This window comes from Streptomyces plumbidurans (genome assembly GCF_019857225.1).
Taxonomy (GTDB): Bacteria; Actinomycetota; Actinomycetes; order Streptomycetales; family Streptomycetaceae; genus Streptomyces; species Streptomyces plumbidurans.
Genome location: NZ_JAFJSY010000015.1, coordinates 1 through 14,832, shown reverse-complemented (window position 1 = coordinate 14,832; position 14,832 = coordinate 1). Strand labels below are relative to the sequence as shown.

11 protein-coding genes are annotated in these 14,832 nt (G+C 70.9%); 7 read left to right on the top strand and 4 right to left on the bottom strand.

The features are described from left to right. On the top strand, positions 1-1,162 hold a 1,162-nt coding region (locus JYK17_RS12990; RefSeq protein WP_222810409.1), incomplete at its 5' end, for a sensor histidine kinase. Between the two features lie 67 nt (positions 1,163-1,229). On the opposite strand, the gene JYK17_RS12985 is transcribed toward JYK17_RS12990, so the two are convergent. After that, the gene (locus tag JYK17_RS12985; RefSeq protein ID WP_108007566.1) at positions 1,230-1,841 is read right to left on the bottom strand and encodes a response regulator transcription factor; all 612 of its coding nucleotides are present in this window, start codon (positions 1,839-1,841) and stop codon (positions 1,230-1,232) included. A 242-nt stretch (positions 1,842-2,083) separates the two neighbouring features. Here JYK17_RS12985 and JYK17_RS12980 point away from each other — a divergent pair, with 242 nt between their 5' ends. From JYK17_RS12980 to JYK17_RS12965, 4 genes are all read left to right on the top strand, one after another. Further along, entirely contained in the window at positions 2,084-2,377 is a 294-nt protein-coding gene (locus tag JYK17_RS12980) for a DUF6059 family protein (protein WP_108007567.1), read from the top strand. Between the two features lie 89 nt (positions 2,378-2,466). Next, a complete protein-coding gene (locus tag JYK17_RS12975; protein WP_222810408.1) occupies positions 2,467-4,182 on the top strand; it encodes a fatty acyl-AMP ligase in 1,716 nt (571 codons plus the stop codon). Then, on the top strand, positions 4,179-5,981 hold the full coding sequence (locus tag JYK17_RS12970) for an acyl-CoA dehydrogenase family protein (protein WP_108007569.1): 1,803 nt from the start codon (positions 4,179-4,181) through the stop codon (positions 5,979-5,981). Before JYK17_RS12975 ends, JYK17_RS12970 begins: the two co-directional genes overlap by 4 nt. A 319-nt stretch (positions 5,982-6,300) precedes the next feature. Beyond that, positions 6,301-7,095: a 4'-phosphopantetheinyl transferase family protein gene (locus tag JYK17_RS12965; RefSeq protein WP_234547784.1), complete on the top strand. Its 795-nt coding sequence runs from the start codon at positions 6,301-6,303 to the stop codon at positions 7,093-7,095. Between the two features lie 231 nt (positions 7,096-7,326). Here the strand turns inward: JYK17_RS12965 and rpsT are convergent, their stop codons facing one another. Then, positions 7,327-7,593: a 30S ribosomal protein S20 gene (gene rpsT, locus JYK17_RS12960; protein ID WP_108007571.1), complete on the bottom strand. Its 267-nt coding sequence runs from the start codon at positions 7,591-7,593 to the stop codon at positions 7,327-7,329. 222 nt (positions 7,594-7,815) lie between these two features. Between rpsT and lepA the strand changes: the two genes are divergently transcribed. Further along, on the top strand, positions 7,816-9,684 hold the full coding sequence (gene lepA, locus JYK17_RS12955; protein WP_108007572.1) for a translation elongation factor 4: 1,869 nt from the start codon (positions 7,816-7,818) through the stop codon (positions 9,682-9,684). Between the two features lie 251 nt (positions 9,685-9,935). Further along, complete coding sequence (locus JYK17_RS12950; protein ID WP_108007573.1) at positions 9,936-11,810, top strand: AMP-dependent synthetase/ligase; 1,875 nt, start codon at positions 9,936-9,938, stop codon at positions 11,808-11,810. A gap of 15 nt (positions 11,811-11,825) precedes the next feature. Here the strand turns inward: JYK17_RS12950 and JYK17_RS12945 are convergent, their stop codons facing one another. Next, a complete protein-coding gene (locus JYK17_RS12945) occupies positions 11,826-12,404 on the bottom strand; it encodes a response regulator (protein WP_128802963.1) in 579 nt (192 codons plus the stop codon). A 15-nt stretch (positions 12,405-12,419) separates the two neighbouring features. Next, a partial coding sequence (locus JYK17_RS12940; protein WP_222810407.1) for an ATP-binding protein occupies positions 12,420-14,832 on the bottom strand: 2,413 nt, incomplete at its 5' end.

Genomic DNA, 14,832 nt, shown 5'->3' with positions numbered 1-14,832 from the left:
CTCCCCGCCCGCGCCGGCGCCCGAGGTGGGCCACGCCGACCTGGTGCCGCGCGCCGCCGCCCTGATCACCCTGGCCGTTCTGACCGGCTACTTCCTCGCCTACGGCGTCGTGACGGTCTCCTACGACCCTCCGGCCGCCCAGCTCACCGGCGCGGTGCTCTGCCTCCTGATGATCGTCCTGCTGCACCTCGCCGAGTCGTTCCACTGGCGGACGTCCTGGGCCTCCCGCTGGGCCGGAACACCCCGCTACGTCGCGCTGGGCCTGCTGGCCGTCTTCCAGCTGGTGCCCTACCTGCTGTTCGGCAGGCACTGGGTGGGCATCCCCGGCCTGCTCGCCGGCTCCGCCCTGCTCGCCCTGCCCGCGGCCGTCGCCTGGCCGGCCGCCGCCGTCGCCGTCGCCGGCTGCAACATCGCGCTGTACGCGGTGGGCACCGGCATCCAGGACGTCATCTACGAGTCCGCGTACGACGTGATCTGCGCCCTCGTCGTCTTCGGACTGTCCCGCATGGCACAGCTCGCCACCGAACTGCACTGGTCCCGGGCCGAGATCGCCCGTCTCGCCGTGATCACCGAGCGACTGCGCTTCGCCCGCGACCTGCACGACCTGCTGGGCTTCAGCCTCTCCGCCATCACCCTCAAGTGCGAACTGGTGCGCAGGCTCGCCCCGGTGAAGCCGGTGCGCGCCCAGGCCGAACTGACCGAGGTGCTGCAGATCGCCCGCCAAGCGCTGGCCGACGTACGGGTGGTGGCCGGCGGCACCCACCGGATGAGCCTGACCACGGAGGCCGAGAACGCCACCGCCATGCTGGCCGGCGTCGGCATTCGCGCCCAAGTCCGGCTGGACTGCGGTGAGTTGCCCGGCGACGTCGACACGGTCCTCGCGACCCTGCTCCGCGAGGGCCTCACCAACGTCCTGCGCCACAGCCAGGCAAGCCAGTGCCGGATCACCGCCGAGCGCTCGGCGGGCGCGGTACGGCTCTCCCTGCTCAACGACGGAGCGGACGGCACCGGAAAGGCCGTCCTCGCCGCCCCCTGCGGAGGCAGCGGCATCGGCAACCTCTCCACCCGCATCCAGGCGGTGGGCGGCCGCCTCACCGCGCAGGTGTGCCGCGAGGGCTGGTTCGAACTGGCAGCAGAGGTGCAACTCGAAAGGGCGGGGTAGTGCAGGCTTTTAGGGGCGCGGGGAACTGCGCGACCAGCCACAGCCAACCCGCAGACGATAACGACCCCTACGCGTTCAACCAACCGGCCTCGCGCGCGATACGAATCGCATCAACCCGATTGCGCGCGTTCAGCTTCGTGACCGCCGACGTCAGATAGTTCCGCACGGTCCCGGAGGAAAGATGAAGGCGGCCGGCGATATGCGACGGCTCATGCCCCTCCGCTGCCAGTTGCAGCACCTCCTGCTCCCGGTCGGTCAGCGGCGAGGGCCCCGAGTCCAGGGTGGCGAGGGCCAGTTCGGGGTCGATGACCCGCTCACCCGCGGCGACCTTGCGGATCGCGGCGCACAGCTGGTCCGGGTCGGAGTCCTTCGGCAGAAAGCCGGAGACATGGGCGGCCAGCGCCCGGCGCAGGTTCCCGGGTCTGCCGAGACTGGTCAGGATCAGCGTCCGGCAGTCCGGCACCGCGGTGTGCAGCGCGCTCGCGGCGGTGATGCCGTCGGTGCCCGGCAGGTCGATGTCCAGTACGGCCACATCCGGCCGTATCGCGAGTGCGGTCGGCACGATGTCCGAGCCGGACGACAGCTCCGCGACGATCTCCAGGCCCGCCTCCAGCTGAATCAGCGAGACCAGCGCCTTGCGCAGCATATGCATGTCTTCGGCGATCAGAACTCGTACCACTTAGGCCCCCCGGCGCCTCGGTTGATGAGTCTCGGCCAAGTATGCCGTAAGTCGTGGCCAAAGCTGGTGGCTTGATACCGACCCGTCGCAACACTCGTCTTCCCGGTCCCTCCACGCAAGCTCCAGTACTTCTCCAGCCTGCCCTCTCATCCTCCCAGCCGCCCGGTCGCCGTGGGGCCCGGGGCGGAGAGAGAGGCGACCCGAGATGAATGCACAGCGCGGCTCGAAAGGTGCGCTCTGACATGGCGCGGCGGAAACATCCCGGCCAGTGGCGCCGTCGGCTCGGCCGCGTGCTGCGGCCCGTGGCGGAGGCCCTCATGGTGCACGGGGGAGTGGACATGTACCTCAGGGCGGCCGACGGCACCCGTGCCCGGCTGTGCGGCCTGGACGAGGGCTTCCGGCTGATGGTCTCGACGGACGCCGACGGTCCGCCGCCCGGTCACCCGGAACGTCTGCGCCCCGACATCCCGCTCAGCCCGCAGGAGCAACTCCTGCTGCAGGAACTGCTGGACGGGACGCCCGGATTCCGGAGGTGACAGCACAGTTGATCTTCGAGCGTCCGTGTAGTGCCGGCGCGGACAGTGGGGTGGACAGACATCCGTGCCGAGCCAGGGGGAGCAGAGGGATGACACCCACGAGGAGCTTCACACACGCGCTGGCGGAACGGTTCGCCGCGAGCGCCGGGGACACCGCTCTGCTCTGCCTGGACCCGGCGGGCCGGACCACCGGCCACAGCTACGCCGAACTGGACGCCCGCGCCCGCACCGTGGCCGCCGCACTGGCCGCCCGCGGTGCCGTGGGCGCCCCGGTCCTGGTCGCCACCGGCGGCGGCCCGGACACGGTGGCGGCCCTGCTCGGCTGCCTGTACGCCGGTGCCGTCGCCGTGCCCGTACCACCGCCGGAGGCCTCCCGGGCCGCGGCCGAGCGCACCGCCGCCATCGCCGCGGAGACCGACGCCCCGCTGCTGCTCACGCACTCCGCCGACGCCCCCGAGTTCTCCCGCCGGCTCTCGGAGGCGGGGCGGCGGGCGGTGGTGTGCCTCGCCGTCGACAACCTGCCCGCAGCGGGCGGCAGTTGGGCGCCGCCCCGCGTGGGGGCGCAGGACACCGCGCTGATCCAGTACACCTCGGGCAGCACCGCAGGACCGCGCGGAGTGCGGGTCACCCATGCCAATCTGCTCGCCACCATGGAGGGCCTCAGACGGGCCCTGGGCACCGACCGCACCGCGCGCATCGGCGGGTGGCTGCCGCTCCACCACGACCTGGGCCTGGTCGGGCAGTTGCTGCACCCGCTCTGGCTGGGCGCGACCGCCGTGCTGATGCCCGGGGAGCTGTACGCCGCCGACCCGGTGCGCTGGCTGCGGGAGGTGTCCCGGCACGGCATCACCGTCACCGCCGCACCGGACTCCGCCTACGCCCGCTGCCTGGCCGCCGTCACCGACGCCGACCTGGCGGACCTCGACCTCGGCCGGCTGGCCGTCGCCGTCAACGCCTCCGAACCCGTCCTGGCGGTCACCCGCACCGCCTTCGCGAACCGTTTCGCCGCCGCGGGACTGCGGCCCGGGGCACTCCTTGCCGGATACGGCCTCGCCGAGGCGACCCTGCTGGTCAGCGTCGGGCGTCCGGGCGAGGCGCCGACAGCCACCACGGTCGCCGCGAACTCACTGGAGCGCGGGCTGCTCGCCCGACCGGAGCCGGGCGGCCCGGTCCGTACTCTCGTCGGCTGCGGCCGCCCCGCCTCGGTCACCGTCCGGATCGTCGACCCGGCCGACTCGGCGGTCCTTCCGGACGGTTCGGTGGGGGAGATCTGGGTCCGCGGCGCGGCCGTGGCGGCCGGCTACTGGCGCAGGCCCGCCGAGACCGCAGCCGCCTTCGGCGCCACCACCGCCTCCGGCGAGACCGGCTTCCTGCGCACCGGTGACCTCGGCGCCCTGCTGGACGGGGAGTTGTACGTCACCGGCCGCATCAAGGACGCCCTCCTGGTCGACGGGCGCACCCTGCACCCGCAGGAGGCGGAACGCCAACTCGCCCGCTCGGGAGCGCCGTTCGGCTCGGCGGTGGTGCTGGCCGCGCCCGCCGAGCGCGAGGAGATCGTCGCCATACAGGAGGTCCACGGCGCCGGCTGGAGCCCGCGCCAGCTCGCCGACCTGGCCGACCGGGTACGCGGCTGCCTGCACGGCGAGTTCGGCGCCGAACCCGGCCGAGTACTCCTGGTCCGCCCCGGCACCGTACGCCGCACCACCAGCGGCAAGGTCCGCCGCTCCCTGATGCGCGAAATGTACCTGCGCGGCGAACTACGCCCGCTGTACACCGAGTCGCCGCAAGGAGACCTGAGCCCATGACCTGGCAGAACCCACCCGGGCCCCCGACCGCCGCTGCCGCGACGGCCACCGAGACCGCCCGCCCGGCGCCCACTGCCGACCCCAGCGCTCCCGGGGCCCACCCGGACCCCCGCGACCGCGCCGCGCACCTGGAGCAGCGGTTCGGGGACCCCGGCGACCCCGCCAACCCGCTCGGTTTCCGTGCCCTGCTCGGTGCCGACTCGGACTGCGAACTCCTGCCGCAGGCAGAGGAGTTGCTGGATGGCGAGGGGTTCGGGGCCGAGCTGGTGCCGGTCTTCCTCGGCGGGCGTCTGCACGACGCCGACGGGCTGGTGCGGATGCTGCGACCGGTGTTCCGTCGCGACATCGCCCTCGGGTTCGGCTACGGCATCACGTCCCTGTTCGCCGCGGCCCCCGTCTTCGCCGCCGGGTCCGAGGCCCAGCGCGCCTCGGTCGCCCGGCTCCTCGCCTCCGGCGGCCGGGCCGCCATCGTGCACCGCTCCCTCGCCCACGGCACCGCCATGCTCCGCGGCGAGGTCGACGCGATGCCCTACGGGGACGACTATCTGCTGCGCGGCCGCAAGGACGTCGTCGTCAACGCGGAGCGTGCGGGCGCGGTCGTCGCCCACGTACGCACGGACCCGGCACCCGGCCCCGCCGCCCACTCCGTGCTCCTGCTCGACCCGGACCAACTGCGGGACAAAGGGCTGCGGTTGCTGCCCCGGCGCCCCACCACCGGCATGCGCGGCTGCCGTTTCGCCGGCTACGAGTTCGAGGACTGCCGGGTGCCGGGCGACGCCCTGGTCGGCGAGGAGGGCAGCGGCGTACGCCTGGCCCTGCGCACCTTCCAGCTCAACCGGACCCTCATCACCGGCGCGGTGATCGCCTCCGTGGACACGGTGCTGCGCTCCGCCGTACGCACCGCGCTCGCCGCGGGCACTCTCGGAAAGCGTCAACGCGGCGTCCTGGCAGGTGTGTTCGCCGATCTGCTGGCCGGTGACAGCTGCGCCACCGCCGTACTGCGAGCCCTGTCCCTGCTGCCGCACAGCGCCCATCTCGCCGCCGCCGGGCTCAAGTACCTCGTACCGGATCTGCTCCGCGACGACCTGGAGGAGCTGGCCACCGTCCTCGGGGCGGGGGGCTACCGCCGCGACACCGACCAGGGCATGCTCTCCAAACTGCTGCGCGACCTGCCCGCCGCGGGCCTCGGCCACGCCGGCACCGCCTCCTGCCAGGCCGTCGTCGTCCCCCAACTGCCGTTGCTGGCCCGCGGATCCTGGACCACGGAACCCGAACCGCCGCCCGCGCTGTTCGCCCCGGACGCGCGCGTGCCCGCCCTGGACCTGTCCGCCCTGCAAGTCGCAGGCGGCGGCGACTTCCTGGCCGCCGCACTCGGCGCCGGTGCCGCCCGCCTCGCCGAGAACGGCACACCGGGCCCGTACGGCGACGTCCTGCGCACCCTGGCCGCCGCCTTCCGTGACGCCCTGCTCGACCTACGGGAACGCTGCCGCGCCGTGGAACCCGGCGACCGAGCGGCACTCACCGGCCCGACCATGCCCGCCCTGGCCGACCGCCACGCCGTGCTCAGCGTGGCCGGAGCCGCCCTGGCCACCTGGGAACAGCACACCGACGGCTTCCTCGCCCACCCCGCCTGGCTGATCCTGTCCCTCCACCGCCTGGGCCGCCGCCTGGGCCTCACCCTCCCCTCCCTCCCCACACCCTGCATCGACGACGTGACAGAGGAGCTACTGGCCCGCTTCACCGCCGGCCAAGCTTTCGACCTGACCGGCGCCCTCTTGGCGGAAGCAGGCACCCCATGACCGCCACAGCCCTGCGCAAGCAGGCACCCCATGGACGGCGAGTCTCCGTCCGGAGCAGGCACCCCATGACCGGCGCACCTCTGCGGGTGCATGTACCCACGCCCTGCGCACTCCTGTGGGTGCAGGCCCCCACGGCCTGCGCGCCCTCGCGGGTGCAGGCCTTCATGACCGGCGCACCCCCTCGGGTGCAGGCCCCCATGACCTGCGCACCCCCGCGGAAGCAGCCCCCCAGCGCCCCCCTGCGGCAGCAGCCCCCCGGCGCCCCCCTGGCGGAAGCAGGCACCCCATGAACAATCCCCCCGTAGCACCCCCCCTTCTCATGCCCGGGCCGGACAGCCCCTGGAGCCGGGTGCGGCAGGCGATGGCCTGGCACGGGCATGTTGTCGTGCATGCCGAATGGCGCGACTGGCTGCCGGCGACCCTGGCCGACCCCAAGCTGCGTCCGCTGCTCGGGCCACGTGACTGGCAGCGGCTGCACGCGCTGACCGACCCGCAGGCCCGGGACCGTTTCGCGGCCTCGCGGCTGCTGCTGAAGTACACGGCGGGGGCCGCCCTGCAGACCCCGCCGGACGCCGTGGAGCTCGCCTCCAAGGCGGGCGGGCGGCCGTATCTGCGTGGCTGCGACCAGATCGAGGTCAGCCTCAGCCACACAGGCGACCTGCTCGTGGTGGGCCTGAACCGGCGCGGCCGGATCGGCGTCGACACCGAGCGCGCCGACCGCCGCATCCAGTACTCGGCGGTCGAGCGCCATCTGTGCACCCCGGACGAGCGCCGCCGCCTCGCCGACCTGTCCCCGAAGGAGCTGCAGCACGACCTCGTGCACACCTGGGTACTGAAGGAGGCGTACACCAAGGCGCTCGGGCAGGGCATGCGGATGGGCTTCACCCAGTTCGGCTTCGACGCGGCCCACTCCACCCTGCTCACCCCGCAGGGCACCCCCGCCTCGCACGGCGAGTGGTCCTTCGCCACCTTCGAGCTGTCCGGCGGCCATCTGATCGGCGTCGCCTGCCACGACGCGGGCTACGGCGACGAGGGCGACACGGCCGTCTCCACCATGCTCGACGAGGGCTTCCTCGGCGAGGTCGTCGACCTCGTGGGCCGCGCCGCCCGCTGACACCAGCCCGAGCGCCCGCCCCGTCCGTATGCCGAAGGCCCCGCCCCGTCCGCACGACGAAGGCCCCGCCCCGCCCCCGGGGAAGGGGACGGAGGCGGGGCCTTCGGATCATGCTCTGTGGAGTCACGCCCGCGTGGCGAACGCAGGCCGCGCGTGCTCCGTGGGTGCCGGTCGGGAGCGGATGAGAGAGGGCCCGCTCTGGGTCCTTCCGGCGGTCAGATCAGAGAGATGTCAGCCCTGGATGGACGCGACCTTCTGAGCAAGCGCCGACTTCTTGTTGGCGGCCTGGTTCTTGTGGATGACGCCCTTGGAGACGGCCTTGTCGAGCTGGCGCGCGGCAACGCGCTGGTACTCGACGGCCTTCTCGCGGTCACCCGCGGCAGCGGCCTCACGGGCCTTGCGGATCGCGGTCTTCAGGGAGGACTTGACGGCCTTGTTGCGCAGCCGGGCCTTCTCGTTGGTCTTGATCCGCTTGATCTGGGACTTGATGTTCGCCACTGATTGAGCCTTTTCAGGTTCAGGCACGGAACCGCTCGGGACCCGTGCCAGGTGATTTTCTGAGGTGTGCCTCGCGCTGAGAGGGCATGAGACACAGCCACCCAGGCTACCAGTGGCCCGGCCGACGGCCCAAAACGGTCCCAGGTCCCCGCCCGTGGGACCATGGAGCCTACGTAACGATCCGACCCGAGGCATAAGGCGCCTCAAGAGACAGGACCCTGCGTGCCCGCGACCCCTAACAATGTGCCCGAGCCGAGCCGTACCGACCCGGCTCTGATCCGCAATTTCTGCATCATCGCGCACATCGACCACGGCAAGTCCACACTCGCCGACCGGATGCTCCAGCTGACCGGCGTCGTCGAGCAGCGGCAGATGCGTGCTCAGTACCTCGACCGCATGGACATCGAGCGCGAGCGCGGCATCACGATCAAGTCCCAGGCGGTGCGCCTGCCGTGGGCTCCTGCCCACGACAAGAACCACACGCACATCCTCAACATGATCGACACCCCGGGGCACGTCGACTTCACCTACGAGGTCTCGCGGTCGCTCGCCGCCTGCGAGGGGACCATCCTCCTCGTCGACGCCGCCCAGGGCATCGAGGCCCAGACTCTCGCCAACCTCTACCTGGCGATGGAGAACGACCTCACGATCATCCCCGTACTGAACAAGATCGACCTGCCGGCCGCGCAGCCCGAGAAGTTCGCCGAGGAGCTCGCCAACCTGGTCGGCTGCGACCCCGACGACGTGCTCAGGGTCTCCGCCAAGACCGGCGTCGGTGTCGACGCGCTGCTCGACAAGGTGGTCCGGGACGTCCCCGCACCGGTCGGCGTCGCGGACGCCCCCGCCCGCGCGATGATCTTCGACTCCGTCTACGACTCCTACCGCGGCGTCGTGACCTACGTCCGTGTCATCGACGGCCAGCTCAACAAGCGCGAGCGCATCAAGATGATGTCGACGAACGCCACCCACGAGCTGCTGGAGATCGGCACCAACTCCCCGGAGATGCTCTCCGCCGACGGCCTCGGCGTCGGCGAGGTGGGCTATCTGATCACCGGTGTGAAGGACGTGCGCCAGTCCAAGGTCGGTGACACCGTCACCAGCCAGCAGAAGGGGGCCACGGAGGCGCTCGGGGGCTACAAGGACCCCAAGCCCATGGTCTTCTCCGGCCTGTATCCGCTGGACGGCTCCGACTACCCGGAGCTGCGCGAGGCCCTGGACAAGCTCCAGCTCAACGATGCCGCGCTGGTCTACGAGCCGGAGACCTCCGCGGCCCTCGGCTTCGGCTTCCGCGTCGGCTTCCTCGGCCTGCTCCACCTCGACGTGATCCGCGAGCGCCTGGAGCGCGAGTTCGGCCTCGACCTGATCGCCACCGCGCCGAACGTGGTCTACCGCGTGCTCATGGAGGACGGCAGCGAGCACACGGTCACCAACCCCAGCGAGTTCCCCGAGGGCAAGATCAGCGAGGTGTACGAGCCGGTCGTACGCGCCACGATTCTCGCGCCGTCGGAGTTCATCGGCTCGATCATGGAGCTGTGCCAGACCCGGCGCGGCACCCTCCTCGGCATGGACTACCTCTCCGAGGACCGGGTCGAGATCCGCTACACGCTGCCGCTCGCGGAGATCGTCTTCGACTTCTTCGACCAGCTGAAGTCCAAGACGCGCGGCTACGCCTCCCTGGACTACGAGCCCACCGGCGAGCAGACCAGCTCCCTGGTCAAGGTCGACATCCTGCTGCACGGCGACAAGGTGGACGCCTTCTCGGCGATCACCCACCGCGACCAGGCGTACGCGTACGGCGTGCGGCTCGTCGCCAAGCTGCGCGAGCTGATCCCGCGCCAGGCCTTCGAGGTGCCCATCCAGGCCGCCATCGGCTCCCGGGTGATCGCCCGCGAGACCATCCGCGCCATCCGCAAGGACGTCCTCGCCAAGTGCTACGGCGGCGACATCTCCCGTAAGCGCAAGCTTCTGGAGAAGCAGAAGGAGGGCAAGAAGCGGATGAAGATGGTGGGTTCCGTGGAGGTTCCGCAGGAGGCGTTCATCGCCGTGCTCTCCAGCGATGACAGCGCGGGGTCGGGCAAGGGCAAGAAGTAACCGGCGGCAACGACCGGTCACGCCGTCAAACCGGACACAACAGGGGCCCGTCGTACGAAACCGCGACGGGCCCCTACGCGTGCGTAGCGTTGCTCTCTGTAGGAAGCGACAGGCCGCCGCCCCTTACGCACCGGCCGGTCGGGCTCTACTCTGATCTCTGCTCCATAGTTACTCGCGAGTTAAACAACAGCCGCGAGTGAAAATCAGCCGCACTTGAGCCAGCCGCACTGCCGCGGGCCCCGGAGGATGTCGTGAGCGACACACAGACACTGATCGAGAACCGTCCGCCGAGCGTGGCGACCCTCTTCCTGGAACGCGTTGCCGCCACGCCGGACGCCGAGGCGTACCGCTACCCGGTGGCATCGGCCTCCGGTGCGGGCCCCGAGGAGTGGAAGTCGCTGAGCTGGGCGCAGGCCGCCGAGCGGGTCCACGCGATCGCGGCCGGTCTGATCGAGCTGGGCGTCCAGCCCGAGCAGCGCGTCGCCCTCGCCTCCTCGACCCGGGTCGAGTGGCTCCTCGCCGACCTCGGCATCATGTGCGCCGGGGCCGCCACGACCACGGTCTACCCGCAGACCAACGCCGAGGAGTCGGCGTTCATCCTCGCCGACTCCGAGAGCCGGGTGCTGATCGCGGAGGACGCGGCCCAGCTCGCCAAGGCGGCCGCCCGGCGCGCCGAGCTGCCCGCCCTCACCCATGTCGTGGTGATCGACCCGGCCGGCGTCGAGACCGGCGACTGGGTGCTGACCCTGGCCGAGCTGGAGGCCCGCGGCGCCGCCCGCCTGGAGAAGGACCCCGAGCTGATCCGGGAGCGGGTCGGCGCGATCACCCGGGACCAGCTCGCCACCCTCATCTACACCTCCGGCACCACGGGCCGCCCCAAGGGCGTGCGCCTGCCGCACGACAACTGGTCGTACATGGCGAAGGCGATCGCCGCGACCGGCCTGGTCGGCCGGGAGGACGTGCAGTATCTGTGGCTGCCGCTCGCGCACGTCTTCGGCAAGGTGCTCACCTCCGGCCAGATCGAGGTCGGCCACGTCACCGCCGTCGACGGCCGCGTCGACAAGATCATCGAGAATCTGCCGGTCGTGCAGCCGACGTACATGGCGGCCGTCCCGCGCATCTTCGAGAAGGTCTACAACGGGGTCGCGGCCAAGGCGAAGGCCGGTGGCGGCGCCAAGTACAAGATCTTCCAGTGGGCTGCCGAGGTCGCCCGCGAGTACGCCAAGGTCTCCCAGGACAACTTCCGGCGCACCGGCACGGCCTCCGTCCCGTTCGCGCTCGGCGCCAAGCACAAGGTCGCCGACGCGCTCGTCTTCGCCAAGATCCGCGAGGCGTTCGGCGGCAACCTGCGCGCCTGCGTCTCCGGCTCCGCCGCGCTCGCCCCGGAGATCGGCTACTTCTTCGCCGGCGCCGGCATCCACATCCTGGAGGGCTACGGCCTCACGGAGTCCTCGGCCGCCTCCTTCGTGAACCCCGGCGAGGCCTACCGCACCGGCACGGTCGGCAAGCCGCTGCCCGGGACCGAGGTGCGCATCGCCGACGACGGCGAGATCCTGCTGCGCAGCCCCGGCATCATGGAGGGCTACCACGGGCTGCCCGAGAAGACCGCCGAGGTGCTGGAGTCGGACGGCTGGTTCCACACCGGCGACATCGGCGAGCTCTCCCCGGACGGCTATCTGCGCATCACCGACCGCAAGAAGGACCTCATCAAGACGTCCGGCGGCAAGTACATCGCGCCGGCCGAGGTCGAGGGCCAGTTCAAGGCGGTGTGCCCGTACGTCTCCAACATCCTGGTGCACGGCGCCGACCGGAACTTCTGCACCGCCCTCATCGCGCTGGACGAGCCGTCCATCCTCGACTGGGCCAAGGAGAACGGGCTGGACGGCAAGTCGTACGCGGAGGTCGTCGCCGCCCCCGCCACGGTCGCCCTCATCGACGGGTACGTGACGGAGCTCAACCAGGGCCTGCAGCGCTGGCAGACCATCAAGAAGTTCCGCCTGCTGCCGCGCGACCTCGACGTGGAGCACGGCGAGATCACCCCGAGCCTGAAGCTGAAGCGCCCCGTCGTCGAGCGGGAGTACAAGCACCTGATCGACGAGATGTACGCGGGGACGCGGGAGGCGTAGCGGACGGCGGGGCGGTCAGTTCCGGCGGCCGCCCCTGCCCAGCAGCCGCCGCAGCTCCCGGACCTGTATCCGCAGTTGTTCCAGGTCCGGGGGCTCGTCCCCGTCCAGCAGGCGTTCCAGTTCGGTCAGCCGGGCGTCCACCTCGCCGTCGGCCGCGCGCTCCTGGGCCAGCAGGCGCTCCAATTGCTGGTTCTTGCGGTGGAGTTCGAGGAAGACGGTGACCTTCGCCCGGAGCACCCAGGGGTCGAAGGGCTTGGTCAGATAGTCCGCGGCCCCTGTGGCATAGCCGCGGAACGCGTAGCCGGAGTCGTCGTCCGCGCCTGTCAGGAAGATGATCGGAACGTCCTTGGTCTGGTCGAGCCGCTTGATGTTCGCGGCCGTCTCGAATCCGTCCATGCCGGGCATGCGGACGTCGAGCAGGACGAGGGCGAAGTGCCGGCGCAGCAGCGCCTTCATCGCCTCCTCGCCCGAACGTGCGCGAACCAGCGGTTCGTTGAGGGACCCCAGGACGGCCTCCAGCGCGATCAGGTTGTCCTCCATGTCGTCGACGAGGAGGATGCCGGCGCGCTCTTCGGTCGTGGCCTCAGCGCTCATGGTGAATGTGCCTCATCAGTCGGTCGTCGGCGAAACCGCGGCTTCCCCACCGGAAGCCGGTTCCGCTGCAACGGTTTCGGTGGTGCCCGGGCCGGGATCCTCGGGGTCCAGGAGGGCGCAGACGACCTTCAGCAGCAGGTCGACGTCCACCGGCTTGGGTACGTAGTCGTTCGCTCCCCGGGCGATGGCCTTCTCGCGGTCGCCGGGCATGGCCTTCGCGGTCAGCGCGACGATCGGCAGGTCGGTCCAGCGTGAGGTGCGGCGGATGGCCGAGATGGTCTCGTAGCCGTCCATCTCCGGCATCATGATGTCCATCAGGACGAGTTCGACGTCGGGATTGCGCTCCAGCGTCTCGATGCCCTCGCGTCCGTTCTCCGCGTACAGGACCGGCATGCCGACGCGGCCCAGGACATGGGTGAGGGCGAAGACGTTGCGGATGTCGTCGTCGACGATCAGCACCCGCCGCCCAGGCAGGATCCGGCCGGCCCGGCCCGCCTTCCACTCCTCCAGCTTGGTCGGGGTCGGCCAGGCGTCCTCCGCCTCGTGCGATGCGGCGAACGGCTCGGACACGGGCTGCTGCTGCGGCACCGGCAGCCGGCGCTCCTCCGCGACCGGTCCGGTCGCCGTGTGGCCGGGGCTGACGACGGGGACGTACAGCGTGAAGGTGGAGCCCTTGCCGGGCTCGCTCTCGGCGACGATACGGCCGCCGAGCAGGCCCGCGATCTCCCGGCTGATGGACAGACCGAGGCCCGTGCCGCCGTACTTGCGGTTGGTGGTGCCGTCGGCCTGCTGGAACGCCTCGAAGATCACCGAAAGTTTCTCCGGCGCGATGCCGATGCCGGTGTCGGAGACGGAGAAGGCGAGCACCTCGTCCCCCTCGCGGACCTGCTCGTCCCCCTCGCGGACATGCAGGTGCTCGGGGTCCTCGACCCGGCTCACCCGCAGCTCGACCCGGCCGGACGCGGTGAACTTGATCGCGTTGGACAGCAGGTTGCGCAGGATCTGCTGCAGCCGCTGCTCGTCCGAGTACATCTCCCGCGGCATGTCCTGGCCGACCGACACCTCGAAGGCGAGCCCCCGGTCGACGGTGAGCGGGCGGAAGGTGGCGTGGACGTAGTCGAGCAGCTTGATCAGCGGCAGCCTCTTCGGGCGTACGTCCATCCGGCCGGCCTCGATCTTCGACAGGTCCAGGATGTCGTTGATCAGCTGCAGCAGGTCCGAGCCCGAACGGTGGATGGTGGTCGCGAACTGCACCTCCTGGTCGGTGAGATGGCCGTCCGGGTTGTCGGACAGCAGACGGGCGAGGATCAGCAGGGAGTTCAGCGGGGTGCGCAGCTCGTGCGACATGTTGGCCAGGAACTCCGACTTGTACTGCGAGGAGGTCGCCAGCAGGGCGGCCTTCTCCTCCAGTTCGGCGTTCGAGCGCTGCAACTCCGCCTGCTGCATCTGCAGTTCGTCCGAGCGTTCCTGGAGCTGCATGGCCAGGCGCTGGGACTCGCCGAGCAGGGACTCCGTACGGGAGTTGGCGATGATCGTGTTGATGGCGACGGCGATGGTGTTCACGAACTGGTCGAAGAACGCCAGGTGCACGTCCGAGAAGCGGGAGAAGGACGCCAGCTCGATCACGCCGAGCAGCTTGTCCTCGAAGAGGATCGGGATGATGACGACGCTGGTCGGTGCCGCCTCGCCGAGGCCGCTGTTGATCTTGATGTAGTCCGGCGGGGCCTCCTCCACCAGGATCCGCTTCTTCTCCCGGGCCGCCTGCTGCACCAGACCGTGCACCGGCAGACCGCCGGTCTCCACCGTCGCGCCCTGCGCCGAGCCGTATCCGGCTATGAACGCGAGCCCCTTCGCGGGCACGGAGGTGGGCAGTGAGGTGCTGTCCGCGCCCGGGTCGGCCAGGAAGAACGCGCCGTACTGGGCGTTCACCAGCGGGGTCAGCTCGCGCAGCAGCAGGTCGGCGACCTCCATCAGGTCGCGGTGGCCCTGCATCAGGGCGGCGAGGCGGGCCAGGTTGGACTCGAGCCAGTCCTTCGCGCGGGTCGTCTCGCGCAGGTTGGACACCATCAGGTTGATGTTGTCCTTGAGTTCGGCGACCTCGCCGCGGGCCTCGACCGTGATCGAGCGGGACATGTCGCCCTGGGCCACGGCGGAGGCGACCTCGGCGATGGCGCGGACCTGGGTGGTGAGGTTCGACGCGAGCTCGTTCACGTTCGTCGTCAGCCGCTTCCAGGTGCCGTAGACGCCCTCGACCCTTGCCTGGCCGCCGAGTTGGCCCTCGGAGCCGACCTCGCGGGCCACGCGGGTGACCTCGGAGGAGAAGGAGGAGAGCGTGTCGACCATGGTGTTGATGGCGGTCTTCAGCTCCAGGATCTCGCCGCGCGCGTCCACGTCGATCTTCTTGGACAGGTCGCCGTTGGCGACGGCC

Coding starts and splice junctions, on each gene's coding strand:
- JYK17_RS12980 (WP_108007567.1), top strand. CDS start 2,084: ATGGCGCGGCGGAAACATCCCGGCCAGTGGCGCCGTCGGCTCGGCCGC.
- JYK17_RS12975 (WP_222810408.1), top strand. CDS start 2,467: ATGACACCCACGAGGAGCTTCACACACGCGCTGGCGGAACGGTTCGCC.
- JYK17_RS12970 (WP_108007569.1), top strand. CDS start 4,179: ATGACCTGGCAGAACCCACCCGGGCCCCCGACCGCCGCTGCCGCGACG.
- JYK17_RS12965 (WP_234547784.1), top strand. CDS start 6,301: ATGCCCGGGCCGGACAGCCCCTGGAGCCGGGTGCGGCAGGCGATGGCC.
- JYK17_RS12945 (WP_128802963.1), bottom strand. CDS start 12,404: ATGAGCGCTGAGGCCACGACCGAAGAGCGCGCCGGCATCCTCCTCGTC.